The following is a 25,139-nucleotide window of genomic DNA, read 5'->3' on the forward strand; positions in this document are numbered from 1 at the left end:
CCGGAGAGCCTGATGACGGCCAAAGCAACAGTCGGAAGTTCGATCCTTGAGACGGTCAAGACAATTGTCTACGCCCTGCTGATCGCGGGTGTATTCCGCACCCTGTTCTTTCAGCCGTTCTGGATCCCTTCGGGCTCGATGAAGGAAACCCTGCTGATCGGCGACTTTCTGTTCGTGAACAAAATGGCTTACGGCTACTCTTCGGCGTCCTGCCCCAGCCTGAAATTCCCCAGCGTCGGCATCGACATCGACAGCAGTGATATCTGTGGCTTCCTTGACGGTGATAACTCGCGCATCTGGGCCGATGAACCCGAACGCGGCGATGTCGTTGTCTTTCGTCACCCGGTAAACCAGAACGATTTCATCAAGCGGCTGGTTGGCTTGCCGGGGGACAAGATCCAGGTCAAAAACGGCATCCTGCATATCAATGGCGCGGCTGTGGCCCTGCAGGATGCAGGCGAGTTCGAGGAGCTGATGGCGCCGCAGGGACCTGCCGGATCTTATCCTCTTTGTGAAAACGCCCCTGTGGGTGAAGGGGCAACCTGCACGAAATCCCGCCAGATCGAAACTCTGCCGGGCGGCAGTCAGCACGTTGTGCTCAACATCGGCAATCAGGGTATGGATCACACAGGCATTTATCAGGTGCCTGCTGGTCACTATTTCTTCATGGGTGACAATCGCGACAATTCCTCCGACAGCCGACTGCCGCAATCGGCCGGTGGTGTCGGCTATGTGCCTTTCGAAAATCTCATTGGTCGCGCAGATCGGATCATGTTCTCCTCGGCTGGCCGGTCGATGCTGTTTTTCTGGACCTGGCGCGCGGATCGCTTCTTCAAGGGGATCGAGTGAAACTCTCTAAAGAAATGCGAGCGTTTGAGACGCGGATCGGCTATCATTTCTCCCAGCCGGCACTCTTGGTGCGCGCACTCACACATGCCTCGGTCTCGTCTCCGAACCGGCAGGACAACCAGCGGCTTGAATTTCTGGGCGACCGGGTTCTGGGGTTGGTGATGGCGACGGCGTTGTTGGATACGGACAAGACCGCAACCGAGGGCCAGCTGGCGCCACGGTTCAACGCGTTGGTGCGCAAGGAAACCTGTGCCGATGTGGCACGGGAGATTGATCTGGGGGCCGTGCTGAAACTGGGCCGCTCCGAGACCATGTCAGGCGGTCGACGCAAACTGGCCTTGCTGGGGGATGCAATGGAGGCGGTCATCGCCGCAGTCTACAAGGACGGTGGTTTTGAGGCCGCGCAGCAGTTGATCCTGCGGCTCTGGGGCCATCGAATTGGCCGGGTCGAGGCGGATGCGCGCGATCCCAAGACCACATTGCAGGAATTTGCTCAGGCGCGCGGAGAGCAGCCGCCCACCTATGTACTGGTTGAGCGCAAGGGGCCCGACCACCAGCCGGAATTTACCATCTCCGTGCAGCTGCAGGACGGCACCGAAGGCCGCGCAACCGCCGGATCAAAACGTCAGGCCGAACAGGCCGCAGCCAAATCTCTGTTGGCTCGATTGGAGCAGGAAAAATGACCACACGCGCCGGCTTTGTTGCCCTGATTGGTGAGCCCAACGCGGGCAAATCCACCCTTCTCAACCGTATGGTTGGGGCAAAGGTGTCGATTGTAACCCATAAGGTGCAGACCACTCGCGCCCGCATCCGCGGTGTCGCCATGGAGGGGGAGAGCCAGATCGTCTTTGTCGACACGCCTGGTCTGTTCCAGCCGCGGCGGCGTCTGGACCGCGCGATGGTTGCTGCCGCCTGGGGTGGAGCTGCGGACGCTGATGTGGTTGTTCTGATGGTTGAGGCGCATCGTGGCATCACCGAAGGGGTAGAGCGCATCCTGGAAGGTTTGGAGAACATCGGCGAGGGGCGCAAGATTGCCCTCGCAATCAACAAGATCGACCGTGTTCAATCCGAAGTGCTTCTTGGCCTGACCAAGGAACTCAACGACCGCTACCCCTTTGCCGACACATTTATGATCTCAGCCGAGAAGGGCCACGGTGTCGACCATCTGCGCAGCTGGCTGGCGGAGCAGCTGCCAGAGGGGCCTTGGCTCTACCCTGAGGACCAGATCGCCGATCTGCCAATGCGGATGATCGCCGCAGAGATGACCCGCGAGAAACTGACCCTGCGCCTGCACCAGGAACTGCCCTACCAACTGACGGTCGAAACCGAAAACTGGGAAGAGCGCAAAGATGGCTCCGCCAAAATCGACCAGATCATCTATGTCGTGCGCGATGGTCACAAGGGCATCATTCTGGGCAAGCGTGGCGAGACCATCAAGGCTGTGAGCCAGGCGGCGCGCGCTGAGCTGGAAGAGTTCCTGGACCGCAAGGTGCATCTCTTCCTGCAGGTGAAGGTCCGCCCGAACTGGCTGGAAGAATCCGAGCGCTATTCCGAGATGGGCCTAGATTTCAAGGACGGGAACTGATCCCATATGGCGCGGCTGACCGCCAGTTTCTGGGTGCAGGCCTATCTCACCCGATTGCGGCTCGCCGATATCCCTGCCTTTGTGACCTCTCATGGTGATGACACAGCGGGGGCCGTATTGGTGAAGCTGAACACGCTGGACCGTCGGGCGCAGGCTCTGCACCGCTCCTATGACCTGATGAGCGGCTTGCGCAGCTGGGTCACTCTGGCCGAGGGGGATGAGGCGGATGTCGATGCCGCCATCGCCAAACAGCGCAGTTTCGACCCTGACCTCTGGGTAATCGAGGTCGAAGATCGCGATGGGCGGCATTTGCTGGACGAGCCGGGGCTGGATTGATCATGGAGTGGCGCGACGAAGGCATATTGCTGACGATGCGCCGCCATGGGGAAAGTGCTGCCATCGTGGATGCGTTTACCGTCGAACACGGGCGTCACTCCGGGATCGTCCGCGGTGGCGCGGGGCGCCGGATGGCGCCGGTGTTGCAGCCGGGTGCCCAACTGGACCTGACCTGGCGCGCGCGGCTCGAAGACCATCTTGGCAGCTATCAGGCTGAGCTGATCCGCAGCCGCGCCGCCACGGCAATGTCCAGCCGATTGGCGCTTGCCGGGCTGAACGCGGTGACGGCGCTGCTCGCCTTCTGCCTGCCTGAACGCGAACCGCACCCTGACCTGTATCTGCGCAGCGCGCAGCTTCTGGACCTTCTGGGGCGTGACGATATCTGGCCGCTGGCCTATCTGCGCTGGGAAGTTGCGCTGCTGGAGGAGATGGGCTTCGGCTTGGATCTCGATCACTGCGCCGTCACTGGCAGTCGACATGAGCTGATCTATGTCTCCCCCAAAAGCGGGCGAGCGGTGTCGCGCTCTGGGGCGGGGGAATGGGCCGACCGCATGTTGCCCTTGCCGGACGTGTTACTGGGACGTGGAGGGGCCGAGACGCAGGACATCGTGGCGGCTTTGTCCACCACGGGTTTCTTTCTGGAACACAGGCTTGCACCATCGCTGGGCAACATCCCGCTGCCAGAGGCGCGGGGGCGCTTTTTGGATTTGCTCAGTCGGCAGCCTTGAAAACCATCTCGCGCCCGGTTTCATTTGACAGGATCATGACGTCGCCCTTGATCTCCACGATCTGCATCTGCTGCAAGGCGTCGAGAACCGCCACCTCTTCTCCGAGAGCTGGACAGACACGGCGCGTGGTCGCCATCTGCGCCAGGTCAAACCACGGGTAGGGGACGTCCAGCCGTGCGGTGAAACGATTGCAGGGCAGGGCGCCGGACACGTTCTCCCCGCGATCAAAGGACAGGGTTGTGGCGTCTTTCACAATATGGCCGTCGATCTCCTGCAGCTGCCATAGCACGCCACGGCCGCCGTAGCCGCGGAGGGTTTCATCGCCGAAACAGCCCGTTAGGGGCAAAGCGCAAGTCAGGGTGACGAGAGAGAAAAACTTGGTCCGCATCGCCGCACGCTACTCGATGAGGGGGCGAGGTCAACCAACCAGGGAGGCGCAAAGATAAAAAAGACCCGGCGCGAAACGCACCGGGTCAGAGGAGTGTCCAGGGGAGTTAATGACTGAACTCAGGCCAAGAGGCGTCTCGCGATGACTTGCGCCTGAATTTCTGCAGCGCCTTCAAAGATGTTGAGAATGCGGGCATCGCAGAGCACGCGGCTGATTTTGTATTCCAAGGCAAACCCATTGCCTCCGTGGATCTGCAGGCCGTTGTCGGCAGCCGCCCAGGCAACACGTGCGCCAAGCAGTTTTGCCATGCCCGCCTCTAGGTCACAGCGATGGCCGTTGTCCTTTTCCCAGGCGGAGAAATAGGTTAGCTGACGCGCGATCATGATCTCTACCGCCATCATCGCCAGCTTCGATGCCACACGCGGGAAGGCGATCAGCGGCTTGCCGAACTGCTTGCGGTCCTGGGCATATTGCATAGCGATATCCAGAGCCGATTGCGCAACACCGATGGCGCGGGCTGCGGTCTGGATACGGGCGGATTCAAACGTTTCCATCAGCTGTTTGAAACCTTTGCCCTCTTCACCACCGAGGAGGTTCTCACGCTTCACGTGAAACCCGTCAAAGCCCAGCTCGTATTCCTTCATGCCGCGATAGCCCAGAACCTCGATCTCGCCACCGGTCATACCTTCGGTTGGGAACGGGTTTTCATCGGTGCCCGGTGTTTTTTCCGCAAGGAACATCGACAGGCCACGGTGATCTGTGCTGTCGGGGTCGGTCCGCGCGAGGAGGGTCATCACATGGGTCCGGGCGGCATGGGTGATCCATGTCTTGTTGCCGGTGATCTTGTAGTCGCCATTGTCATCCTTCACCGCGCGGGTGCGAAGAGATCCAAGATCAGAGCCTGTATTCGGCTCGGTGAATACCGCCGTCGGCAGGATTTCCGCGCTGGCAATCTTGGGCAGCCAATTGGCTTTCTGTTCTTCAGTGCCGCCTGCGATGATCAGCTCGGCGGCAATCTCGGAGCGGGTGCCAAGGCTGCCAACACCGATATAGCCGCGCGACAGCTCTTCGGAGACAACACACATCGACGCCTTGGAGAGACCAAAGCCGCCGTATTCTTCGGGAATGGTCAGACCAAAGACGCCCATCTCGGCCAGTTCCTCGATGATCTCCATCGGAATCAGCTCATCCTTCAGATGCCAGTCGTGGGCGTTTGGCTCGACCTTTTCGACCGCGTAGCGACGGAACTGGTCGCGGATCATCTCCAGTTCTTCGTCCAGACCCGAAGCGCCGAACATCACCGATCCGGCCTGTTCCTGCATCAGCTCAACCAGCCGGACGCGCGCAGCCTGCGTGTTGCCGCTGTCACAGAGCGTCATGACGGCAGGGGCCATCAGCATCCGCTGGCTCTCTTGCGACAGGCCCAGATCCTGCAAACGCAGGATTTCGCCCTGGTTCATCTGGATGCCGCCGTAGATCTGCCAGAGGTATTCGCCAAAACCGATTTGTAGCAGCAGGTGCTCCATCTCGCCAAACTTGCCATTTGAGTGCAGGTCGCTGGCCCAGCGGTGCATCTGGCGCAGGCTGTAGGCGTAGGTCGCGAGCCAGGCGAGGCCATGGGCGGCGGTCTGGTTGGCCTCGACCAGCGCGCCAGAGACCCGGCCGCCTTCGCTGACCTGATCGCGGACGGTGCTACGGGCCGCCTCCAGCAGCTGGTCAACCGGTTCCAGCGCAGCAGCGGTCAGCGCCAGCAAATCAGGAATAAGCGTTGGTTGCATTTGCGGGTCCTGTCCGTCGTGGGCCATGAATCACATCCTTTTCAGCTGGCTCAGTGGTAAATCATTTTGCAGTTGCAGCGCAACAAAAATACCCTGCGGCATTATGATTGGATCAAAAATTACGTAACGATTTTGTGCGCGCGGCGATGGAAACCTGTGCTAAGGGTTTGATCATGTCCGATAATTCGATCCTTACCGTTTTCCTCTCTGCGGGTCTTACCCCGGAAAACTTGATCTTTGCGTTTGCGATTGCAGCACTTGCCGGCACGGTCAAGGGGATGGTTGGTTTTGCAATGCCGATGATCCTTGTTTCAGGACTTAGCCTGTTCTTACCGCCCGATATCGCGCTTGCCGGATTGATTCTGCCCACGCTGGTGACCAATGGGATGCAGGCCCTGCGGCAAGGGGTAATGGCGGCCTGGGAGTCGATTCGGCGGTTCAGGATCTTTCTGCTTGTGGGTCTGATCTTTCTGCTGGGCAGTGCGCAGCTGGTCCGCGTATTGCCACAGGAAGTCATGCTGATCCTGATAGGTGGGCCGGTCACCCTGTTTGCTTTGTTGCAGCTGTTTGGGATTCCAATCCCCATTTCCAGCGCCACACCGCGTATTGAGGCAACGGTCGCTGCTGTCGCCGGCTTCATCGGTGGCTTCTCCGGTATCTGGGGGCCGCCCACGGTGGCCTATCTGACGGCGCTTGGAACCGAAAAGCGCGAGCAGATGCGGGTACAGGGAGTCATCTACGGGCTGGGCGCCGTGGCGCTGCTGGTGGCGCATATCGGGTCCGGCGTCATGAGAGCCGAGACCGCGCCCTTTTCAATGTTGCTGATCCCTCCGGCGATTCTGGGAATGTGGGTCGGCGGACGGTTGCAGGATCGGATCAATCAGGTCACCTTTCGGCGGGTAACTTTGGTTGTATTGCTGCTGGCGGGGGCAAATCTGCTGCGGCGGGGCCTCATCTCATAGGCTCTAACACCATCACTAGAGCCTGTATGATCCGAACGGGCAGACGAAGGACGGCATATGGTGAAGGGATTTGGCGCGGAACGGTTGGCCACTGCATCTATTGTCGTTGCGCTGCTGGTACTGGTGCTGAAGGCGCTGGCCTGGTGGATGACCGGATCAATTGCCCTGTTTTCCGATGCGATGGAGTCTCTGGTCAATATCGGTGGTGCTATCATGGCGTGGTTCGCGGTTCGCTACGCCAATCGCCCGCCTGATGCTGGTCACCCCTTTGGCCATCACAAGGCCGAGTATTTCTCGGCGGTGCTGGAAGGGATCATGATTATCGTCGCGGCCCTGCTGATCCTGCACGAGGCGATAGAGGCGCTGCGCACCCCGGCGCCATTGGTGTGGAGCCCGTTGGGGCTGCTGGTGAATGCCGTGGCGATGCTGGTCAATCTCTGGTGGGCGCGGGTTCTGATCGGGCGTGGTACGGCCTTGGCCTCGCCTGCCTTATCTGCCGGTGGGCGCCACCTGATGAGCGACGTCTGGACCTCTGCCGGGGTTCTTTGCGGCCTTGGTCTTGCGCTTGCGACAGGCTGGCCATGGCTAGATCCGCTTCTGGCGCTGCTTGTGGCAGTCAATATCCTGCGCGAAGGGTACCGCGTCGTAGCCAGTTCTGTTGGCGGGTTGATGGATCAGGCCGCGCCATCCCACGAACGCGAGGAGATTGCCGAGATCATACACCGGACCGCGCAGGGGGCCTTGCAGGTGCACGGTCTGAAAACCCGGCGCGCCGGGCAGGCGGTTTTTGTCGAGTTCCATATGGTTGTCGCAGGCGAGATGACCGTGCGGGCGTCGCACGCGATCTGTGATCGTATCGAAGAGGCGATCCGCGTCTCCCTGCCTACAGCGCAGGTTACGATCCACGTGGAACCGGAACACAAACTGGAAGATGGCGGGATCAAACCGGGGCAGTAGATCGGTCATTGCCAGACACGAAAAAGCCCCGGCCATGGACCGGGGCTTTTCTGATCTGACTGTGGTCGGCTTAGCTGATCGCGGCTGCCTTCACATCATCGTCGATGTAGGGCAGGTACTGCTCGAAGTTGTCGGAGAACATCTGAACCAGCTTCGCAGCCTGCGCGTCATATGCGGCCTGATCGTCCCAAGTCCGGCGCGGATCCAGCAGAACCTCGGCCACGCCCGGAACGGTCACAGGTACGTCAAAGCCAAAGTTGCCATCCTTGCGGAACTCAGCCTCGGCCAGCGAACCATCCAGGGCGGCGGTCAGCAGAGCGCGGGTTGCGCGGATCGGCATCCGTGAACCGATACCATAGGCGCCGCCGGTCCAGCCGGTGTTTACCAGCCAGCAGGTGGCGCCATGCTGGGCGATCTTCTCACGCAGCAGGTTGCCGTAAACCTCCGGGCGGCGCGGCATGAAGGGCGCGCCAAAGCAGGTGGAGAAGGTCGGCTCCGGCTCGGTCACGCCGCGCTCTGTGCCCGCCACCTTGGAGGTGAAGCCGGACAGGAAGTGGTACATCGCCTGCGCTGGGGTCAGCCGCGCGATCGGAGGCAGCACTCCGAAGGCATCGCAGGTCAGCATGATGATATTCTTCGGGTGGCCGCCACGGGCGCTTTCCGAGGCGTTGGAGATATAGTGCAGCGGGTAGGCGCAGCGCATATTGGCCGTCAGGCTGTCGTCGTTGAAATCTAGCTTCTTGGTCTCTGGGTCGAACACCATGTTCTCGATCACGGTGCCGAACTTGGAAGTAGTGGCGTAGATTTCCGGCTCTGCCTCGGCATTCAGGTTGATGGTCTTGGCATAGCAGCCGCCTTCAAAGTTGAAGGTGCCGTTGTCGGCCCAGCCATGTTCATCGTCGCCGATCAGCACCCGGTCGGGGTCTGCGGAGAGGGTGGTCTTGCCGGTGCCGGAGAGGCCAAAGAACACGGCGGTGTCCACAGGGTTGCCCTTGGCGTGGTTGGCGGAGCAGTGCATCGGCATGATGCCTTTTTCCGGCAGCAGGTAGTTCAGCAGCGAGAAGACGGATTTCTTGTTCTCACCGGCATATTCCGTACCGCCAATCAGGATCATCTTGCGATCGAAGTTCATCGCAATCACGGTCTCACTGCGACAGTTGTGGCGCTCAGGGTTCGCCTGGAAGCTCGGGCAGTTGATCACGGTGAAGTCGGCGATGAAATCATCCAGATCCTCACGATCCGGGCGGCGCAACATGGTGCGGATGAACAGCCCGTGCCAGGCCAGTTCGGTGACCATGCGCACATTGATCGCATGGACAGGGTCGGCCCCGCCGACCAGATCTTGCACGTAATAATCCTTGCCCTGCATATGGACGAGCATGTCCTCGTAGAGCGCATCAAAGCCCTCTGGGCTCATCTCGGCGTTGTTTTCCCACCAGATGGTATCAGCGACGCTGTCGGTTTTCACCACGTGCTTGTCCTTGGGGGAGCGGCCGGTGAACTTGCCGGTGGTCACCAGGAAGGCGCCGCCGTTGCCAAGAGTACCTTCGTCGCGCTTCAGAGCTGCCTCGATCAGAGCTGGCTCCATGAGGTTGTAATAGACGTTCCCCAGTCCTTCGATACCTTGATCTTCGAGGCGGAATTGCGGGTTAACCCGTCCAGATGCCATGTGTTCTTTCTCCTGTGTCGACCATTGAAGGCCGCAAACAATAAAAGCCGCGCCCTGGGGCAGAGATCGGCACAACCGGCCGATGTGGGTGGTCTTAACATGAGGTTTTACTGGCTGAACAGAACGGTTTGACGCAGTTAGCGCCATCAAGGCGATGTTTAGCGCAACCATTTTTTTTAAAGACAATTTGCGAGGGTAGATGCCGGAATGTTCAGCGCCTGCTAAGGTATTTTTGTCTCAATTGAGGCGAAACTGTGTCGAGATTCCTCAATTGGCATTGATTCGCCGAGGTAGAACGGCGATGAACGTCTAAAAAACGCAAAAAAGAGCAGATTAGGGGCCAATCAGATGTCTAAGATTGCTTTAGTCGATGATGATCGGAATATCCTGACTTCGGTCTCGATGACCCTTGAGGCTGAAGGCTTCGAGGTTGAGACCTATAATGACGGGCAGGCTGCGTTGGACGCGTTCAACAAGAAGCTGCCCGATATGGCCGTCCTTGATATCAAGATGCCACGGATGGACGGCATGGACCTGTTGCAGCGACTGCGCCAGAAGACCCAGATGCCGGTGATCTTCCTCACCTCCAAGGATGATGAGATCGACGAGGTTCTGGGCCTGCGCATGGGCGCTGATGACTACGTCAAGAAACCGTTTTCGCAGCGGCTGCTGGTCGAACGCATCCGCGCATTGCTCCGCCGTCAGGAGGCGATCAGCGGCGATGCAGTGGCCACCACCACCGAAAACAAGGTGATGGAGCGTGGCAACCTGCGGATGGATCCCCTACGCCATTCTGTCAGCTGGAAGGGGCAGGATGTATCGCTCACGGTGACTGAATTCCTGCTCCTGCAGGCACTGGCACAGCGACCGGGTTTCGTCAAAAGCCGCGACCAGCTGATGGATGTCGCCTATGACGATCAGGTCTATGTGGACGACCGGACCATCGACAGCCACATCAAACGCTTGCGCAAGAAAATGCGCAATGCAGACCCTGAATTCTCGGCGATTGAGACGCTTTATGGTATCGGGTACCGTTACAATGAAGAGTAAGCCCTGCTCAGGGTCAGGCGGAGTACAACGCCGATGCGCGATTCTGGCATAACCCGCCCACGGCGGGATAGTGATGTTGTTCTGGGCGATGATTGGGTCGCGCCGGAGCAGAACGTCGCGCGTGAACTTCAGGACCGGCGGGCCCGTCGCGGCGTCCTGACGCTGCGGGCGTCGCCGCTCACACGCAGGATCATCACGCTGAACCTTATTGCGCTGATCATTCTGGTGTCGGGTATCCTCTATCTCAATTCCTCGCGTCAGAGCCTTGTGCTTCAGCGCGCAGGTGCCCTGGCGGCCGAAGCGATGCTGATCTCGGATGTGTTTGAGGCACAGCTGCCTGAACTGGGCACCGTGAGCCTTGCGGTCGGCGACGGGATAGATCCGGTAACGACCCTTCAGAACATCAGCCTGCGGGCCGGTGCGGAAGTGTTTGTCTTTGACACCGCAGGGACGCTGATTGCCCAGACCAAGGGGATCGAACAGGGCGGCGCGCTGGACCTTCTCAATGACGCCAGCCCATCAGCAACCCTGATCAGCGATGCTCTGGCGGCTGTTTGGTCCTTTGTGGGCGGACTGTTGAAGTCGGACACGCCGGAGACCCCCGCCCAGCCTCTTGAGGACCAGCTGCGCGCTATGGTGCAACAGGCGCTGGTAGGCGGGACAGAGGTAAAGGCCGTTGTTGATACCAGCGGCGGTACGGTCTTCTCCGCTGCCACGCCGATCCTGTTTCAGGGAGAAGCGATCGGCGTTGTCACGCTGGCCTCACCAACCGGCGAAATCGACGCATTGGTTCGCGGCGAGCAGGAGCGCGTCCTGCAGATGTTTGTGGTCGCGCTGGTCGTATCCATCGGGTTGAGCCTTGTGCTGGCCTCCACGATCGCAAACCCGCTCGCAGACCTCGCAGAAGCCGCAGAGCTGGGTCGCGATGGCGACTCCCGAAAATCAAAGCCTGGGCGCATTCGCATTCCCGATCTGAGCGCCCGCCCGGATGAAATTGGCCGTCTCAGCCGCGCCCTGCGTGGTATGGTCAAGGCGCTCTATAATCGCATCGACAGCAATGAACAGTTTGCCGCAGATGTGGCTCATGAGATCAAGAACCCGCTGGCCAGCCTGCAATCGGCGGTCGGTACGCTACGGATGGTCAAACGCGAAGATCAGCGTGACAAGCTGCTGGATGTCATCGAACACGACGTGCGGCGTCTGGACCGGCTGGTCAGCGATATCTCCAATGCCTCGCGGCTGGACGCTGAGCTGGTGAAAGAGGAGGAGGAGAGCTTTGATCTCCTCCATATGCTTGGCAACCTCAATCAATTCCTTGGCGAGGATGCGCGCGGCAAGGGGATCGACTATATCACCGACCTGCCAAAGACACCGATAACAATTCAGGGGCTGGAGGCCCGGCTGGCGCAGGTCTTCGTCAACCTGATCACCAACGCGATTTCCTTCTGCGAGGACGGCGATGCCATCCGCGTCTGGGCGCGCCGTCGCGACAACCGCGTTCTGGTCGTGGTTGAAGATACCGGTCCCGGCATCCCCGATCAGGCCCTGAGCAAGGTGTTCAAACGCTTCTATTCACAACGGCCCGTTGAGCATTTTGGCAATAACTCGGGCCTTGGCCTGGCGATTTCCAAACAGATCGTCGAAGCACACGGTGGTGTGATCTGGGCCGAGAATATCCGCCCGACCGAAGCTGACATCACCTCGGAACCTCTGGGGGCTCGGTTTGTCGTCGGCCTCCCGGTCTGACCCATGGCTGCGACGCCGACCTGTCGGCTTCACGCCAGCTGTGTCGCGGTGGCGGGGCAGGGTCTGTTGATCACGGGCGGCTCCGGCAGTGGAAAATCGACACTGGCCTTGCAAATGATGGCGCTCGGGGCGGAACTGATCGCGGATGATCAGGTGATCATAACTGCCAGCGATGACGCTCTGGTGGTCAGCGCGCCGGAACCATTGCGCAATATGATCGAGGCGCGCGGGTTGGGCCTGCTGTTCGCCCGGGCAGCAGACCAGGCGCATTTGGCCGGTGTCGTCGATCTGGATCATGTTGAAACCGAACGCCTGCCGCCCCAGATTGAAACCAGGATCCTCAACCGGCCAATCCGCCAGCTGCGTCGTGTCGACGGCCCGCATTTCGCCCCTGCGCTGCTGCAGTTTCTCAAACACGGAGCCTTGAATCCCGATGCCTGACCCGGATGCTGTCCCTGATCCAACGGCGGTGCCGATCGTTCTGGTGACAGGCCCGTCCGGTGCCGGGCGCACCACGGCCATCAACGTGCTGGAGGACCTCGGTTTTGAGGCGATTGACAATCTGCCTTTGCGCCTGCTGCCCGGTCTGGTGGAGACCAACAGCCTGACCCGACCGATGGCGCTGGGTCTGGACAGTCGCAACCGGGATTTCTCCCCCGCCGCCTTGCTCGATGTTATCGACATGCTGGCTGCGCGCCGGGATCTACATCTGACCGTGCTCTACCTCGATGCCGACCCCGATGTCCTGCTGCGACGCTACTCGGAGACCCGGCGCCGCCATCCGCTTGCCCCGGCCGAGGATCCTGAGGTCGGGGTGCTTCGCGAGATTGATCTGATGCTGCCGATCCGCGACCGTTCCGACCTGTTGCTTGATACCTCGGAGATGAACATCCACCAGCTGAAGGCGGATATCGAACGCCGCTTTGCCCCCGAAGGGCGGGCGCTGGCGGTTTCCTTGCAGAGCTTTTCCTACAAACGCGGCGTGCCACGCAGCATTGATATGGTGTTCGACTGCCGGTTCCTGCGCAATCCCTATTGGGAGAAAGACTTGCGAAGCCTAGACGGGAGGGATCCGAAGGTGCAGAGCTATGTCCAGGAGGACAGCCGCTATCAGCCGTTCTTTGACCGGGTGCTTGATCTGATCCGCTTGCTGTTGCCTGCGTATCGAGAAGAGGGTAAATCGCATCTCTCTATAGCATTTGGATGCACCGGAGGGCAGCACCGCTCGGTCACGATGGCAGAAACCCTGGCCAAGGACCTTGCGGAAAACGGGCAGCAGGTGTCAATTAGACACCGCGAGCTGCACGGCCAGCGACAGAAGTGAGGGACCGGCTTGATCGGAATCGTGATCGTTGCACATGGGGGGCTGGCCAGAGAATATCTGGCCGCCGTGGAACATGTTGTGGGTCCTCAGGTCTGCCTGGAGGCGATCAGCATAGGCCCAGAAGACGACCGGGATGAGAAGCAGCGCGAGATCTGCCGTGCTGCCGATGCCGTCGACAGCGGCGGCGGTGTCGTTGTGGTCACGGACCTGTTTGGCGGTTCTCCGTCGAACCTCAGCCTCTTGGCCTGTACGCCACCAGATCGCCGGATCCTCTACGGGGCCAATCTGCCGATGCTCATCAAACTGGCAAAATCCCGCCATCTGCCTGTTGCGGATGCGGTCAGGCATGCCATGGAGGCGGGCCGCAAGTACATTAACGCCCAAAATATCAACCCCGAAGGGGAGCAAGCGCACTAAATGGTTCGTAAAACGCTGAAAATCGTCAATGAAAAAGGACTGCACGCGCGCGCCTCAGCGAAGCTGGTCGAGGTGGTCGAGGGCTTTGATGCCACGGCCGAAGTCTCGCGGGACGGGCTGTCGGCCTCCGGGGACAGCATCATGGGGCTTTTGATGTTGGCAGCCTCAAAAGGAACGACTATTGACATCGAGACCTCGGGCCCGGATGCAGAGGCGCTTGCCTCGGCGTTGGACACGCTTGTTGCTGACAAGTTCGGCGAAGGCTACTGAGGCTCATTTATAGCTACGGAACAGGACAAGGCACTTGGCGGATACTGCGCATGATCGCGACGCTGGCGCGACGCCAGGGACCGAAGAGACCGGCGAGATCTATGACCGCCGGACTCTCACCTATGCCAATTCCTTTGACGACCGCTGGACGTCTTTTGCGATCCGCGCCATCGAATGGTGCACGGGCAAGCTGACGATCCTCAGGATGGTGCGCCGGTTCGAGCGCAGCAACGCCGAATACCGGGGCCAGAAATTCTGGCGCGGTGCCCTCAATGTCATGGGAATCGATCTGGAAACACCGCAGGAGCAAATCCTGCGCATCCCGCGAGAGGGGCCGGTGGTGGTGGTTGCAAATCACCCGCATGGGATGGTCGATGGGATGATCTTTGCGGATCTCATTGGCAGGGTGCGTCAGGATTATCGCATCCTGACCCGCTCCGTGCTGACCGGCCTGGACGAGGCGGCAACCTCTTTTATGATCCCGGTCCCGTTTCCCCATGACCCCGAAGCACAAAGCAAGATGGTCGAAATGCGGGCCAAAACGATGGCGCATCTGAAAGAGGGGGGCGTGGTCGCGCTGTTTCCCTCCGGTGTGGTGATGTCCTCGGACAGCTGGTTCGGCCCCGCAATCGAGCGGGAATGGAACGTGTTCACCGCCCAGCTCATTCGCCGCTCCGGCGCGCGTGTGGTGCCCATCTTTTTTCCGGGCAGCAATTCTCGCTGGTACCAGATCGCCAATCAGGTCTCGCCGATCCTGCGTCAGGGGTTGTTGCTGCATGAGATCGTGCGATCCTGCAACAAGCCGCAGAGCCCGGTTGTCGGTGAACCCCTTAGCGATGCGCAGATGGAAAAGCTGCAGAGCGATCCGCGCGGCTTTATGGCCTGGCTGCGCGAACATACGCTGTCGCTCGGTAAGCTGGGCTAGAGCCGCCGCGCGTCATCTTCTGGCTGGAAATATCCCCGTGGGATGAGCAGGCTTCCCGGAAACCGTCTGGCAGACGGTTTCGCCTGCGAAGGGGGCAGCGCCCCCTTTCTGAGATATCCGCCTATCGCGTCGGCACTGGGATCTCACCCCGGTAATCATAGAACCCGCGTTGCGTTTTCCGGCCCAACCAGCCTGCTTCGACATATTTCGTCAGCAGCGGGCAGGGGCGGTATTTGGTGTCCGCCAGACCATCATGCAGTACATTCATGATGGCAAGACAGGTATCCAGACCGATGAAATCAGCCAGCTCCAATGGTCCCATCGGATGATTGGCGCCCAGCTTCATCGACTCATCAATGGATTTCACGGATCCCACGCCTTCATACAGGGTGTAGACCGCCTCATTGATCATCGGCATCAGGATCCGATTGACGATAAAGGCGGGGAAATCCTCCGCGCTTGCTGCGGTCTTGCCCAGTTTTTCCACCACCGCGTGACAGGCCGAGAAAGTGGCTTCATCTGTGGCGATGCCGCGGATCAGTTCGACCAGCTGCATGACCGGCACCGGGTTCATGAAGTGAAACCCCATGAAGCGCTCCGGTCGGTCGGTCCGGCTGGCCAGTCGGGTGATCGAGATCGACGAGGTGTTGGAGGTGAGAATCGTGTGCGGCAGCAGATGCGGCAGCAGATCCTCGAAAATGGCCTGCTTCACCGTTTCGCGTTCTGTCGCCGCTTCGATGACCAGATCAGTCTTGCCGACATCCGCCAGCGTTAGCGTTGTCGAAATGCGCGCTAGTGCAGCGTCAACATCCGCCTGCTCGATCTTGCCCTTGCTGGCCTGCCGGGTCAGGTTCTTCTTCACCGCATTCACGGCACTGTCCAAGGCCTGTTGGCTTATGTCATTCAAAACAACATCATAGCCTGCCAGCGCCATCACATGTGCGATGCCATTGCCCATCTGGCCTGCACCAATCACGCCTATTTTCTGGATGTCCATCGCTCATGCCTCTTGGGAGTTTTCCGGCGGATCATACTGGCGGGTCCGTGGGCGGCACAAGGCCGATTGGCCGGGTTTTTAGGCAAAGTTGAGCATTAGCAATTCGTCAACGGATCTCGGATTAAGTGAGTCTCGGGTGAAATTTGGTGGGTATTATGAGCTATGAACTCAAGAGCGCGACAGCGCTTGCGGGCGAGCCTTGCAGCTATGCGGGCTCGAAATTATTGGTCCGCGGGCCGGCGCGTAATCTGACTGAACCATATTTGGCATTTATTGGCGGCACAGAGGTCTTTGGACGCTTTGTCGAACGTCCCTTCGTGGCCGAAGCAGAAACGATTCTACAGCGCCCCTGCGTAAACCTTGGCAGCGTGAATGCCGGGGTCGACAGCTTTTTGAGCGATCCGGATATTCTGGATATTGCCCGCAAGGCCGAAGCATCTCTTGTCCAGGTGCTGGGGGCACAGAATATCTCCAACGGCTATTACAAGGTTCATCCCCGGCGCAATGACAGGTTCTTATGCGCTCATGAGCCGCTGCGGGATCTGTATCCGGAAATGGATTTCACGGAGTATCACTTTAACAAGCACCTGCTGAGCGCGCTCCGATCTTGTTGCAGAACCCGTTACGAAACCGTTCGTGATCATCTGCAAGAGACCTGGGTTGACCGTATGGGAGAGCTGATCGCGGCGCTCAATGGGGAGGTGACTTTGCTCTGGATCCATTACGACGTCGATCATCAGGCCCTGTTTGGGCATGAGCCTGCGCTGGTTGACCGGCCGATGGTGGATGCACTGCGTGCGCGTGTGCTCGGGGTTGTTGAGATCCCTGTCCATACCGCGCGGGATGCCGCAGACATTGACGGCATGTTCTACGGACAGCTTGACCTGCCGTCGGCCCAGCGAATGGTCGGCCCGAAGGAGCATGTTAGAATTGCGGCGCAGGTGGCGCAGTATCTGCAACCCCGCCTCAGGAACTGATCGCGACCCGAAAGGTTGTTTGAAACAAAAAAAAAGCCCGCGACAGATGTCGCGGGCTTTTCACATGTTTACGCGATGCGCTTACAGTTTTTCGATCAGCTCGGGTACGGCCTGGAACAGGTCGGCCACCAGGCCGTAATCGGCAACCTGGAAGATCGGAGCCTCTTCGTCCTTGTTGATCGCAACGATGATCTTGGAGTCCTTCATGCCTGCCAGGTGCTGAATTGCGCCGGAGATCCCAACCGCAACATAAAGCTCAGGCGCCACGACCTTGCCGGTTTGACCCACCTGCCAGTCGTTCGGTGCATAGCCCGAATCCACGGCCGCGCGGGAGGCGCCAACCGCCGCACCCAGCTTGTCGGCCAGGTTTTCGATCAGTTTGAAGTCCTCTTCGGACCCAACACCACGACCACCGGACACAACAACACCGGCCGAGGTCAGCTCGGGGCGATCGCTGGCGGCGACTTTGTCCTCGACCCATTCGGACAGGCCGGGGTTTTCGGCAGCGGAAATGGTGTCAACGGAGGCGGAGCCGCCGTCACCAGCCGCGTCGAAGGTGGATGTCCGGAACGAGATCACCTTTTTGGCGTCGCGCGACTTTACGGTCTGAACCGCGTTGCCTGCGTAGATCGGACGCTCGAATGTGTCGCCATCGACAACACCGGATACGTCCGAAATGACCATCACGTCCAGCAGGGCTGCAACGCGGGGCAGGACGTTCTTGGCGTCAGTGGTCGCAGGCGCCACGATGTGCTCATAGTCGGATGCCAGCGAGGCGATCAGCGCAGCAGTCGGTTCCGCCAGACGGTGGCCGAGCGAGGCGTCTTCAGCAACCAGAACCTTCGACACGCCTGCAATCTTGGCGGCTTCTGCACCGGCTGCTGCCGCAGAGGCGCCAGCGGCCAGAACGGTCACGTCGCCCAGCTTGCTTGCCGCGGTCACGGCTTTTGCGGTTGCGTCCAGCGCCAGGGCGCCATCGGTCACTTCGGCAAGGAGAAGAACAGCCATTACACAGCCCCCGCTTCTTTGAGTTTACCGACCAGCTCATCCACGGAGCCCACGATGATGCCTGCGGCACGGGCTGCGGGTTCAGTGGTGGAGATGATTTCCAGACGCGGGGAGACATCGACGCCGTAGTCGGCGGCGGTTTTCTCGTCCAGCGGCTTTTTCTTGGCCTTCATGATGTTCGGCAGCGAAGCGTAACGCGGCTCGTTCAGGCGCAGGTCAACGGTGACGATGGCGGGCATCTTCACTTTGATGGTCTGCAGGCCGCCGTCCACTTCGCGGGTCACAACGGCGCTATCGCCATCGATGTCCAGCTCAGAGGCAAAGGTGCCCTGCGACCAGCCCAGAAGCGCCGACAGCATCTGACCGGTGGCATTCATGTCGTTGTCGATCGCCTGCTTGCCTGCCAGAACCAGGCCGGGCTGCTCTTCCTCGACCACTTTGGCGAGGATTTTGGCAACAGCCAGCGGCTCGATGTCGGTATGCACGTCATCTGCTGCAACAACCAGGATCGCGCGGTCGGCACCCATGGCGAGCGCGGTCCGCAGGGTTTCCTGCGCCTGCTTCACACCGATGGAGACAACGACGATCTCATCAGCTTTGCCGGCTTCCTTGAGGCGGATCGCCTCTTCGACGGCGATTTCGTCAAACGGGTTCATCGACATTTTGACGTTGGCGAGATCGACACCGCTGCCGTCCGCTTTGACGCGGACCTTCACGTTGTAGTCAATCACGCGCTTGACAGGCACAAGTACCTTCATTTTGCGTTCTCTCCTTAACAAACGGTAAGCCGCCGGGGCGACTCTCCTCCATGCTCTCGCGATGTTGATAGCGGCTTAGATTGCGCCGCAACAGGGCAAAATCGTCACGTTACCGCCCTCCGACGTCGCGTCTGACGGTTTGCATCAGCAGTTTTGCAGGAATGTTTCGCCGATAATGCTGCACTGCCGCAGCGGCAGCTATACCGGTGCTTGATCTCGATGGGACAGGTTGCCGCAGCGCTATGCGATCACCGACCAGCTCTGCCACGCGCCGCTCGGTCGGGCGCGTGGGGTATTGTCGTTGCGGCGCTTATCGATTGGCGCCGGGCACCCAGAGCACATCGCGCGCGCCGTTGTCATTGGCGGCACGCGACGCAACAAAGAACCAGTCGGACAGCCGGTTGAGATATTTCACCGCTGCCGGATTGATGTCCTCCTGCGTGGCAAGCTCGGTTGCCAGACGTTCGGCGCGGCGCGCCACGGTACGACATACATGGAGATGTGCGGAGAGAGCTGCGCCACCGGGCAGCACAAAGCTGCGCAGAGGCGCGAGATTGGCGTTCATGACATCAATTTCCGCTTCCAGACGCGCAACCTGTGCATCGGCAACTCGCAGTGGCGGGTATTCGGCATTGGCATCTTTGTCCATTTCAGGTCGGCAGAGGTCCGCGCCCAGGTCAAACAGGTCATTCTGGATACGCGCCAGCGCCGCGTCCATCTCACCATCGGCCTCCAGTCGCGCCACCCCGACAAAGGCATTCAGCTCGTCCGAGGTGCCATAGGCATTGACCCGCGCGGAATGTTTGGCAACGCGGTCTCCATTGCCAAGAGCGGTGTCGCCCTTGTCGCCGGTACGGGTGTAGATCTTGTTCAATACGACCATGATTTACTGACCTCCCTGAGCGCGAAGATAGACATATCCGAGGATGAACACCACGGCGAGGAACTGAAACAGGATGCGCAGGCGCATCATCTTGTTGGCATTTCTGGCATTGAAGGCGCCGCCGGCGCCGAAGCCACCAATGCCGATTACCAGCACGATGACGGTTGCGGCGATCGCAGCAATCGCCAGGATGTAGAGCGGATCGCCCATCTTCTCATATTCCTTGTTTCTTGCCGCGACAGCCGCCGCCTTCATGGCAGGGCCCGCCGCGCATCAGCTATCTAAGCCGCGCGAGGATACGGTCAATCGCGCGTGTGGTCAGGATGCGTTTTAGCACACCTCCGATATGGGTCGGCACGGTGACATAGTAACGCGGACGTGGCCGTCGGCTCTCGCAGGCATGGATCAGTTTGGCCGTGACTGAGGATGCCGGGAGTTCGAACCTGTCTGGTCCATTGCTTTCATAGAGCCGCTTCAGAAGGCTGGCCTCATAGCGGTCGCGCAGGGCGGAGTTCTCCCAATCGACGTATTTCTCGAAATGGGGAATGGCCTTTTCGCGGATCTTCGACGTCACAGGGCCGGGCTCGATCAGAATGACCTTGATGCCGCTGTCGCGCAGCTCAACCCGCATGGTATCGGTCAGCCCTTCGATGGCGTGTTTGGTCGCCACATAGGCGCCGCGCCAGGGGAAGCTCACAAAACCGAGGATCGACGAATTCTGCACGATTCGCCCATACCCCTGTGCGCGCATCACCGGGATGACGTTGCGGGTCAGCTCGTGCCAGCCAAAGACATTGCTTTCAAAGATGCTGCGCAGCCCTTCGGTCGAGACGTCCTCAACAGCGCCGGGCAGCCCGTGCGCACCATTGTTGAACAATACGTCCAGCGTGCCGCCGGTGCGCTCCAGCACCTCTGCCAGACCGCTGCGCAGGCTTTCTGCATCTGTGTAATCCATCAGCGGGCTGACAAATCCCTGCGCGCGCAGCCTGTCGCAGTCGACCGGTTTGCGGCAGGAGGCAAACACGGTCCAGCCACGTTCGCGCATACCATGCGCAGCATCCAGACCGATCCCGGAGGAGCAGCCTGTGATCAGGATCGTTTTCTGCATAAAACCCCTCGCGCGGTCACCTGTACCGGCGCTTTATGGGCGTTTCTTGCTCACCAGGGAAGCCGCAATCCAGCCAACCTTGCCGTCTTTTACGGTGCGCAGGTGCAGCCAGCCGGTGCCAATGTCCTCAACAACCGTGACTTTCTCGCCGTTGCTGAGCCGATCCAGGATCGGGTAAACCGTGCCGGGGCCTGTCCGCATGTTGACGCGGGTTGCAGTGATGGTGCGGATGTCTTCTGCGGGTTCGGCCGGGTTCAATCCGGTGGCATCCGCTTCGAGCGCGGCCTGAACCAGGGGTTGCCCCGACAGCCCATCCGACAGCGAGGCCAGCTGCACCGTTGCCGTATCGCCCGAACCCGGTATCCGCGCAGAGGCGGGCGCCGAAGCTTGGGCCACGGAAAATGCAGCGTCACTGTTGCTCAGCCCCTCACCAACAGCGGCGATCTGCGCCATCGCGACACGCGAACGCAGATTGGGGTCTGCGGAGGGGCGCGGCGATTTTGCGTTCATTGAGGTTGTAGCTGCGGTCTGTGGCACGCGCAGGGCCACCTTGCTGACCAGCGATTCTGCGGTCACCGCGGTGCGGCGCGCTGCGGTGTCGCTGGTGTCGACATCACTGCCAAAAGCAGCCTTGGCGATGTCGATGGCAGCAGAGGGGCCTTTGGGCGGCTCAAAATCAGCGCCGCCACTGGCTTCGTAAAAACCCCAGCCCAAAAACAGAAATGATGCGATAACAAAGCGTGACATATACAAATCCCCCCCAGGATCAGCCTGAAAACCTGTGCAAATTCATGATTATCGAGCATTCGCTCGGCTGCAGGTAATACGCACCCGCGGCACAGATTGTTCCGGCTTAACTTAGATCTTACAGCAGTTTTTCGAGTCGTAGTAGGGGAGAGGTGGCGACTTTCTCCCCCAAGTCGGCTTTGTCGGTCGTACGGGCGGTGGTCGGGCGACGGGCAGACCCTGCCGGTTGTGGTGAGGTCGATATATGGGGGTAACTCTGCATTTTCGCACGGCCCCGCTTTACCAAGACCGGAGGGGGCAGTATCACCAGAGCATGACCGACCTGGTAGATGATCAAGACACCCCCGATTCCCCCGCAACCGGAGAAATACTGGAGCCGCTGCGCCGTGCGATTGGCGAGCGGTACCTGACTTATGCTCTCAGCACCATCATGCACCGGGCGCTGCCCGATGCCCGCGATGGCCTGAAACCGGTGCACCGCCGCATTCTCTACGCGATGAGCCGCCTGCGTCTCACCTCGACGGGCGGCTTTTTGAAATCGGCCAAGATCTCCGGCGACACCATGGGTGATTTCCATCCCCACGGCGACGCGGCGATCTACGACGCGATGGCGCGTCTGGCGCAGGATTTCAACGTCCGCTATCCGCTGGTCGACGGGCAGGGCAACTTCGGCAATATCGACGGCGATAACCCGGCGGCCTCTCGTTACACCGAGGCACGGATGACCTTTGTAGCCGAGGCGATGCTGGACGGGCTGAGCGAGAACGCCGTTGATTTCCGTGACAATTACGACGGGCGTTTGACTGAACCGGTTGTATTGCCCGCGACCTTCCCGAATATCCTGGCCAATGGTGCGGCCGGTATCGCGGTGGGCATGGCGACCAATATCCCGCCGCATAATATCGGCGAACTGATCGATGCCTGCCTGCATCTGATCAAGACCCCGGATGCCCGTGATGATACGCTGTTGAACTACGTGCCGGGACCGGACTTTCCGACCGGCGGCGTGATTGTCGAGCCACGCGAAAATATCGCCAAGGCCTATAACACCGGGCGCGGATCCTTCCGTCTGCGCTGTACCCATGAGGTTGAGGATCTGGGCCGTGGCCAGTGGCAGATCGTCATTACCGAAATCCCCTATCAGGTCCAGAAATCCAAGCTGATCGAAAAGATCGCCGAGCTGATCCAGACCAAGAAGATTCCGATCCTGGCCGATGTTCGGGACGAATCAGCCGAGGATATCCGCATCATTCTTGAGCCGAAGTCCAAGAATGTGGATCCCGAAGTGCTGATGAACATGATGTTCCGCAATTCGGATCTGGAAATCCGCTTCAGCCTGAACATGAACGTGCTGATCGACGGCGTGACCCCCAAGGTCTGTTCGATGAAGGAGGTGCTGCGCGCCTTCCTTGATCATCGTCGCGACGTGTTGCAGCGCCGGTCGCAGCACCGGATGGACAAGATCGATCACCGGCTCGAGGTTTTGGAAGGGTTCATTATCGCCTTCCTCAATCTGGATCGCGTGATTGATATCATCCGTTATGACGATGATCCCAAGGCCGCGTTGATGCGCGAGAACTGGGCGCTGGATCACCCGCGCGCCTATACCGAAGCCGATTATATCTCGCCCGCCGCCGGGCCTGGAGAGCTGAGCGAAGTCCAGGCCGAAGCGATCCTGAACATGCGGTTGCGCAGCCTGCGTCGCCTGGAAGAGATCGAACTGGTGCGCGAACGCGATGCCCTACAGAAAGAACGCGCTGGTCTGGTCGAACTGCTTGCCTCCGAGGAGCTCCAGTGGAGCCGCATCGCCGAACAGCTGAAGGACACCAAGAAGCAGTTTGGCAAATCCTATGAGGGTGGTCCGCGTCGCACCCGCTTTGCCGAGGCGGGCGAAGTCGAAGATGTGCCGCTCGAAGCGATGATCGACCGCGAACCGATCACCGTGGTCTGCTCGCAGATGGGCTGGATCCGCGCTATGACCGGCCACATCGACCTGGGCCGGGAATTGAAGTTCAAGGATGGCGATGGCCCTCGCTTCATCTTCCATGCCGAAACCACGGACCGGCTTCTGGTCTTTGCGTCCAACGGGCGGTTTTATACGATTTCCGCGTCCAACCTGCCCGGCGGGCGCGGCATGGGTGAACCCCTGCGCCTGATGGTGGATCTGCCCAATGAGGTCGAGATTGTCGATATCCTGATCCACAATCCAGACGGTCGCCTGCTGGTCGCCTCGGATGCGGGCAACGGCTTTATCTGCGCCGAGAAAGATATCGTTGCCCAGACACGCGGCGGCAAGCAGGTGCTGAACGTCAGGGATGACGACCGCGCCAAGATCTGCATCCCCGTGATTGGCGATCACGTTGCAGTGGTGTCTGAGAATGGCAAATTCCTGGTCTTCGCGGTTGAGGAGATGCCCGAGCTGTCCCGTGGCAAGGGCGTGCGGTTGCAGAAATACAATATGGCCCGTGGCAAGCAGGGGTCGCTGGAGCTGGATGGCGGTTTGAGCGATGTCACCACGTTCAACTGGGATGACGGTCTCAGCTGGGAAATGGGCGGTGGCAAGACCCGTCATGAAACCGATCTGGGCCAGTGGTTGGGCAAGCGCGCAGGTGTCGGCAAACGGCCGCCCTACGGGTTCCCGCGCAACTACAAGTTCAAATAGGATCAGATGTGGCTGCCCTGCACCTGTGACCTCAGCGCCACCCGGTGGAACCGTAGGGCCATGACGGCTTTACCGGTTCCGTACCGGGCGGCTATCTGGGGATGTCTTCTAACTGAAATGAGACTGCTATGATCCGGATCTTTACCCTCCTGGCCGCCATGGTCGCTGTCGCCGCCTGTACCGCCGCTGCGCCGGACGAACCGCTGGAGGAACTCGGGAACTTCAAGCTGGGTCATAACATCGTCATCGCATCCAAGGTTCAGATGGTGCCGGGGTCGCGGAAAGTCTCAAAAGAGGAATGGGTCGATATCCTCACCAATGAGGTCAATGCCCGCTTCAGCCAGTATCAGGGCGACAAGATCTATCATTTCGGGATCAGCGTTGAAGGGTATTTTGTCGCCCCCGGCGGCGTACCCCTCGTGCTCAGCCCGAAATCGGTTCTGGCGGTCAATGTGACCGTTTGGGACGACGCCGCAGGTGCCAAACTGAACAAGGTCGTCAAGAAATTCACCGTCTTTGAGACAACAACGGCAGACAGTTTCCTGGTGGGATCCGGTCATGCCCGGACCCGCGAAGAACAGATGCGGGGACTGGCGCGCAACGCCGTGGGCCAGATCGAGGATTGGCTGGTCGAGCAGCGCAAGGAAGAGGGCTGGTTCGGGCCCGAACAGACCTCCGGACAGGTTGACCAACCGCGCACCACCGGGGTGACAGAACCACCGGTAGCCGCGGCGGGCTGATTCCGCCTCACGCGCGCGGTGGATCCAGATCCGTTTCCGCCAGGCTCTGACCGGTCGGCCCCCTGACACCGGCATTGCCGATCATGCCCGATGCAATGAACCCTGTTGCCATTCCCCTGTGGCGGCAACTCTGTGGCCTATGGTTCATGATCTGGCGGTGATTTGCGACAGGACGCACAGGAACGGGTTGATTTTCACCTATAAACCAAATAAGCCGCGCGCGCAGAGGAAATTCGGGTCGGGTTTCGACCCCCAATTCAAAAGGGCGCCTACAG

The 25,139-nt window shown here is 59.9% G+C and carries 27 protein-coding genes; 17 read left to right on the plus strand and 10 right to left on the minus strand.

The window, feature by feature from the left end; genetic code table 11:
- The first annotated feature begins 12 nt into the window (after positions 1-12).
- Genes lepB through recO form a run of 5 tightly spaced genes read left to right on the plus strand, consistent with a single transcriptional unit; the run spans position 13 to position 3,498 of the window.
- The gene (gene lepB, locus VWY75_RS10420; protein ID WP_416534641.1) at positions 13-849 is read left to right on the plus strand and encodes a signal peptidase I; all 837 of its coding nucleotides are present in this window, start codon (positions 13-15) and stop codon (positions 847-849) included.
- Complete coding sequence (gene rnc / locus VWY75_RS10425; protein ID WP_340546545.1) at positions 846-1,532, plus strand: ribonuclease III; 687 nt, start codon at positions 846-848, stop codon at positions 1,530-1,532. Before lepB ends, rnc begins: the two co-directional genes overlap by 4 nt.
- A complete protein-coding gene (gene era, locus VWY75_RS10430; protein WP_340546546.1) occupies positions 1,529-2,434 on the plus strand; it encodes a GTPase Era in 906 nt (301 codons plus the stop codon). The genes rnc and era overlap by 4 nt, the downstream gene beginning before the upstream one ends.
- Positions 2,435-2,440: 6 nt before the next feature.
- Positions 2,441-2,770, plus strand: a complete 330-nt coding sequence (locus VWY75_RS10435) for a DUF1491 family protein (protein WP_416534640.1) — start codon at positions 2,441-2,443, stop codon at positions 2,768-2,770.
- A gap of 2 nt (positions 2,771-2,772) precedes the next feature.
- Positions 2,773-3,498 carry a DNA repair protein RecO gene (gene recO / locus VWY75_RS10440; RefSeq protein WP_416538339.1) on the plus strand — a complete coding sequence of 242 codons (726 nt, stop codon included), beginning with the start codon at positions 2,773-2,775 and terminating at the stop codon, positions 3,496-3,498.
- Here the strand turns inward: recO and VWY75_RS10445 are convergent.
- The gene (locus VWY75_RS10445) at positions 3,482-3,886 is read right to left on the minus strand and encodes an META domain-containing protein (RefSeq protein ID WP_416538340.1); all 405 of its coding nucleotides are present in this window, start codon (positions 3,884-3,886) and stop codon (positions 3,482-3,484) included. The two genes, recO and VWY75_RS10445, sit on opposite strands and share 17 nt — an antisense overlap.
- Positions 3,887-4,005: 119 nt before the next feature.
- Positions 4,006-5,691, minus strand: a complete 1,686-nt coding sequence (locus VWY75_RS10450) for an acyl-CoA dehydrogenase family protein (RefSeq protein ID WP_416538341.1) — start codon at positions 5,689-5,691, stop codon at positions 4,006-4,008.
- A gap of 146 nt (positions 5,692-5,837) precedes the next feature.
- Between VWY75_RS10450 and VWY75_RS10455 the strand changes: the two genes are divergently transcribed.
- Entirely contained in the window at positions 5,838-6,626 is a 789-nt protein-coding gene (locus tag VWY75_RS10455; protein WP_416538342.1) for a sulfite exporter TauE/SafE family protein, read from the plus strand.
- A gap of 57 nt (positions 6,627-6,683) precedes the next feature.
- The gene (locus tag VWY75_RS10460; RefSeq protein ID WP_416538343.1) at positions 6,684-7,583 is read left to right on the plus strand and encodes a cation diffusion facilitator family transporter; all 900 of its coding nucleotides are present in this window, start codon (positions 6,684-6,686) and stop codon (positions 7,581-7,583) included.
- Positions 7,584-7,653: 70 nt separating this feature from the next.
- On the opposite strand, the gene VWY75_RS10465 is transcribed toward VWY75_RS10460, so the two are convergent.
- Positions 7,654-9,252 carry a phosphoenolpyruvate carboxykinase gene (locus VWY75_RS10465; RefSeq protein WP_340546553.1) on the minus strand — a complete coding sequence of 533 codons (1,599 nt, stop codon included), beginning with the start codon at positions 9,250-9,252 and terminating at the stop codon, positions 7,654-7,656.
- A 348-nt stretch (positions 9,253-9,600) separates the two neighbouring features.
- Between VWY75_RS10465 and VWY75_RS10470 the strand changes: the two genes are divergently transcribed.
- Genes VWY75_RS10470 through VWY75_RS10500 form a run of 7 tightly spaced genes read left to right on the plus strand, consistent with a single transcriptional unit; the run spans position 9,601 to position 14,984 of the window.
- Positions 9,601-10,302 carry a response regulator transcription factor gene (locus VWY75_RS10470; protein ID WP_340546554.1) on the plus strand — a complete coding sequence of 234 codons (702 nt, stop codon included), beginning with the start codon at positions 9,601-9,603 and terminating at the stop codon, positions 10,300-10,302.
- 33 nt (positions 10,303-10,335) lie between these two features.
- Positions 10,336-12,048 (plus strand): sensor histidine kinase, encoded by a 1,713-nt coding sequence (locus tag VWY75_RS10475; protein WP_340546555.1) that lies wholly within the window; start codon positions 10,336-10,338, stop codon positions 12,046-12,048.
- 3 nt (positions 12,049-12,051) lie between these two features.
- Positions 12,052-12,489, plus strand: a complete 438-nt coding sequence (locus tag VWY75_RS10480; protein ID WP_416538344.1) for an HPr kinase/phosphorylase — start codon at positions 12,052-12,054, stop codon at positions 12,487-12,489.
- On the plus strand, positions 12,482-13,372 hold the full coding sequence (rapZ, locus tag VWY75_RS10485; protein ID WP_340546557.1) for an RNase adapter RapZ: 891 nt from the start codon (positions 12,482-12,484) through the stop codon (positions 13,370-13,372). Before VWY75_RS10480 ends, rapZ begins: the two co-directional genes overlap by 8 nt.
- Positions 13,373-13,381: 9 nt before the next feature.
- Positions 13,382-13,789 (plus strand): PTS sugar transporter subunit IIA, encoded by a 408-nt coding sequence (locus tag VWY75_RS10490; protein ID WP_340546558.1) that lies wholly within the window; start codon positions 13,382-13,384, stop codon positions 13,787-13,789.
- Positions 13,790-14,059 carry an HPr family phosphocarrier protein gene (locus VWY75_RS10495; RefSeq protein WP_340546559.1) on the plus strand — a complete coding sequence of 90 codons (270 nt, stop codon included), beginning with the start codon at positions 13,790-13,792 and terminating at the stop codon, positions 14,057-14,059.
- A 34-nt stretch (positions 14,060-14,093) separates the two neighbouring features.
- Positions 14,094-14,984, plus strand: a complete 891-nt coding sequence (locus tag VWY75_RS10500) for a lysophospholipid acyltransferase family protein (protein WP_416538345.1) — start codon at positions 14,094-14,096, stop codon at positions 14,982-14,984.
- 121 nt (positions 14,985-15,105) lie between these two features.
- Here VWY75_RS10500 and VWY75_RS10505 read toward each other — a convergent pair whose 3' ends face one another.
- Positions 15,106-15,981: a 3-hydroxybutyryl-CoA dehydrogenase gene (locus VWY75_RS10505; protein ID WP_416538346.1), complete on the minus strand. Its 876-nt coding sequence runs from the start codon at positions 15,979-15,981 to the stop codon at positions 15,106-15,108.
- 155 nt (positions 15,982-16,136) lie between these two features.
- On the opposite strand from VWY75_RS10505, the gene VWY75_RS10510 reads away from it, so the two are divergent.
- On the plus strand, positions 16,137-16,958 hold the full coding sequence (locus VWY75_RS10510; RefSeq protein WP_340546562.1) for a DUF6473 family protein: 822 nt from the start codon (positions 16,137-16,139) through the stop codon (positions 16,956-16,958).
- Positions 16,959-17,039: 81 nt separating this feature from the next.
- On the opposite strand, the gene VWY75_RS10515 is transcribed toward VWY75_RS10510, so the two are convergent.
- The 6 genes from VWY75_RS10515 to VWY75_RS10540 all read right to left on the minus strand — a co-directional run bounded on the left by VWY75_RS10515 (position 17,040) and on the right by VWY75_RS10540 (position 21,462).
- Positions 17,040-17,966 (minus strand): electron transfer flavoprotein subunit alpha/FixB family protein, encoded by a 927-nt coding sequence (locus tag VWY75_RS10515; protein WP_340546563.1) that lies wholly within the window; start codon positions 17,964-17,966, stop codon positions 17,040-17,042.
- Positions 17,966-18,724, minus strand: coding sequence for an electron transfer flavoprotein subunit beta/FixA family protein (locus tag VWY75_RS10520; protein ID WP_340546564.1), 759 nt, complete (start codon positions 18,722-18,724; stop codon positions 17,966-17,968). The genes VWY75_RS10515 and VWY75_RS10520 overlap by 1 nt, the downstream gene beginning before the upstream one ends.
- A gap of 310 nt (positions 18,725-19,034) precedes the next feature.
- Positions 19,035-19,607 (minus strand): cob(I)yrinic acid a,c-diamide adenosyltransferase, encoded by a 573-nt coding sequence (locus VWY75_RS10525; RefSeq protein WP_340546565.1) that lies wholly within the window; start codon positions 19,605-19,607, stop codon positions 19,035-19,037.
- A 3-nt stretch (positions 19,608-19,610) separates the two neighbouring features.
- The gene (locus tag VWY75_RS10530; RefSeq protein WP_040176068.1) at positions 19,611-19,817 is read right to left on the minus strand and encodes a twin transmembrane helix small protein; all 207 of its coding nucleotides are present in this window, start codon (positions 19,815-19,817) and stop codon (positions 19,611-19,613) included.
- A 67-nt stretch (positions 19,818-19,884) separates the two neighbouring features.
- Positions 19,885-20,715, minus strand: coding sequence for an SDR family NAD(P)-dependent oxidoreductase (locus VWY75_RS10535; protein ID WP_416538347.1), 831 nt, complete (start codon positions 20,713-20,715; stop codon positions 19,885-19,887).
- A 33-nt stretch (positions 20,716-20,748) separates the two neighbouring features.
- The gene (locus tag VWY75_RS10540; RefSeq protein WP_416538348.1) at positions 20,749-21,462 is read right to left on the minus strand and encodes an SH3 domain-containing protein; all 714 of its coding nucleotides are present in this window, start codon (positions 21,460-21,462) and stop codon (positions 20,749-20,751) included.
- 313 nt (positions 21,463-21,775) lie between these two features.
- Between VWY75_RS10540 and VWY75_RS10545 the strand changes: the two genes are divergently transcribed.
- Positions 21,776-24,124 (plus strand): DNA topoisomerase IV subunit A, encoded by a 2,349-nt coding sequence (locus VWY75_RS10545; protein ID WP_416538349.1) that lies wholly within the window; start codon positions 21,776-21,778, stop codon positions 24,122-24,124.
- Positions 24,125-24,252: 128 nt separating this feature from the next.
- Positions 24,253-24,864: a hypothetical protein gene (locus tag VWY75_RS10550; protein WP_416534630.1), complete on the plus strand. Its 612-nt coding sequence runs from the start codon at positions 24,253-24,255 to the stop codon at positions 24,862-24,864.
- Positions 24,865-25,139: the final 275 nt, after the last annotated feature.

The organism is Phaeobacter sp. JH20_08 (assembly GCF_048056635.1).
GTDB lineage: Bacteria > Pseudomonadota > Alphaproteobacteria > Rhodobacterales > Rhodobacteraceae > Phaeobacter > Phaeobacter bryozoorum.

Coding starts and splice junctions, on each gene's coding strand:
- lepB (WP_416534641.1), top strand. CDS start 13: ATGACGGCCAAAGCAACAGTCGGAAGTTCGATCCTTGAGACGGTCAAG.
- era (WP_340546546.1), top strand. CDS start 1,529: ATGACCACACGCGCCGGCTTTGTTGCCCTGATTGGTGAGCCCAACGCG.
- VWY75_RS10435 (WP_416534640.1), top strand. CDS start 2,441: ATGGCGCGGCTGACCGCCAGTTTCTGGGTGCAGGCCTATCTCACCCGA.
- recO (WP_416538339.1), top strand. CDS start 2,773: ATGGAGTGGCGCGACGAAGGCATATTGCTGACGATGCGCCGCCATGGG.
- VWY75_RS10445 (WP_416538340.1), bottom strand. CDS start 3,886: ATGCGGACCAAGTTTTTCTCTCTCGTCACCCTGACTTGCGCTTTGCCC.
- VWY75_RS10450 (WP_416538341.1), bottom strand. CDS start 5,691: ATGGCCCACGACGGACAGGACCCGCAAATGCAACCAACGCTTATTCCT.
- VWY75_RS10455 (WP_416538342.1), top strand. CDS start 5,838: ATGTCCGATAATTCGATCCTTACCGTTTTCCTCTCTGCGGGTCTTACC.
- VWY75_RS10460 (WP_416538343.1), top strand. CDS start 6,684: ATGGTGAAGGGATTTGGCGCGGAACGGTTGGCCACTGCATCTATTGTC.
- VWY75_RS10465 (WP_340546553.1), bottom strand. CDS start 9,252: ATGGCATCTGGACGGGTTAACCCGCAATTCCGCCTCGAAGATCAAGGT.
- VWY75_RS10470 (WP_340546554.1), top strand. CDS start 9,601: ATGTCTAAGATTGCTTTAGTCGATGATGATCGGAATATCCTGACTTCG.
- VWY75_RS10475 (WP_340546555.1), top strand. CDS start 10,336: ATGCGCGATTCTGGCATAACCCGCCCACGGCGGGATAGTGATGTTGTT.
- VWY75_RS10480 (WP_416538344.1), top strand. CDS start 12,052: ATGGCTGCGACGCCGACCTGTCGGCTTCACGCCAGCTGTGTCGCGGTG.
- rapZ (WP_340546557.1), top strand. CDS start 12,482: ATGCCTGACCCGGATGCTGTCCCTGATCCAACGGCGGTGCCGATCGTT.
- VWY75_RS10495 (WP_340546559.1), top strand. CDS start 13,790: ATGGTTCGTAAAACGCTGAAAATCGTCAATGAAAAAGGACTGCACGCG.
- VWY75_RS10505 (WP_416538346.1), bottom strand. CDS start 15,981: ATGGACATCCAGAAAATAGGCGTGATTGGTGCAGGCCAGATGGGCAAT.
- VWY75_RS10510 (WP_340546562.1), top strand. CDS start 16,137: ATGAGCTATGAACTCAAGAGCGCGACAGCGCTTGCGGGCGAGCCTTGC.
- VWY75_RS10515 (WP_340546563.1), bottom strand. CDS start 17,966: ATGGCTGTTCTTCTCCTTGCCGAAGTGACCGATGGCGCCCTGGCGCTG.
- VWY75_RS10520 (WP_340546564.1), bottom strand. CDS start 18,724: ATGAAGGTACTTGTGCCTGTCAAGCGCGTGATTGACTACAACGTGAAG.
- VWY75_RS10525 (WP_340546565.1), bottom strand. CDS start 19,607: ATGGTCGTATTGAACAAGATCTACACCCGTACCGGCGACAAGGGCGAC.
- VWY75_RS10530 (WP_040176068.1), bottom strand. CDS start 19,817: ATGGGCGATCCGCTCTACATCCTGGCGATTGCTGCGATCGCCGCAACC.
- VWY75_RS10535 (WP_416538347.1), bottom strand. CDS start 20,715: ATGCAGAAAACGATCCTGATCACAGGCTGCTCCTCCGGGATCGGTCTG.
- VWY75_RS10540 (WP_416538348.1), bottom strand. CDS start 21,462: ATGTCACGCTTTGTTATCGCATCATTTCTGTTTTTGGGCTGGGGTTTT.
- VWY75_RS10545 (WP_416538349.1), top strand. CDS start 21,776: ATGACCGACCTGGTAGATGATCAAGACACCCCCGATTCCCCCGCAACC.
- VWY75_RS10550 (WP_416534630.1), top strand. CDS start 24,253: ATGATCCGGATCTTTACCCTCCTGGCCGCCATGGTCGCTGTCGCCGCC.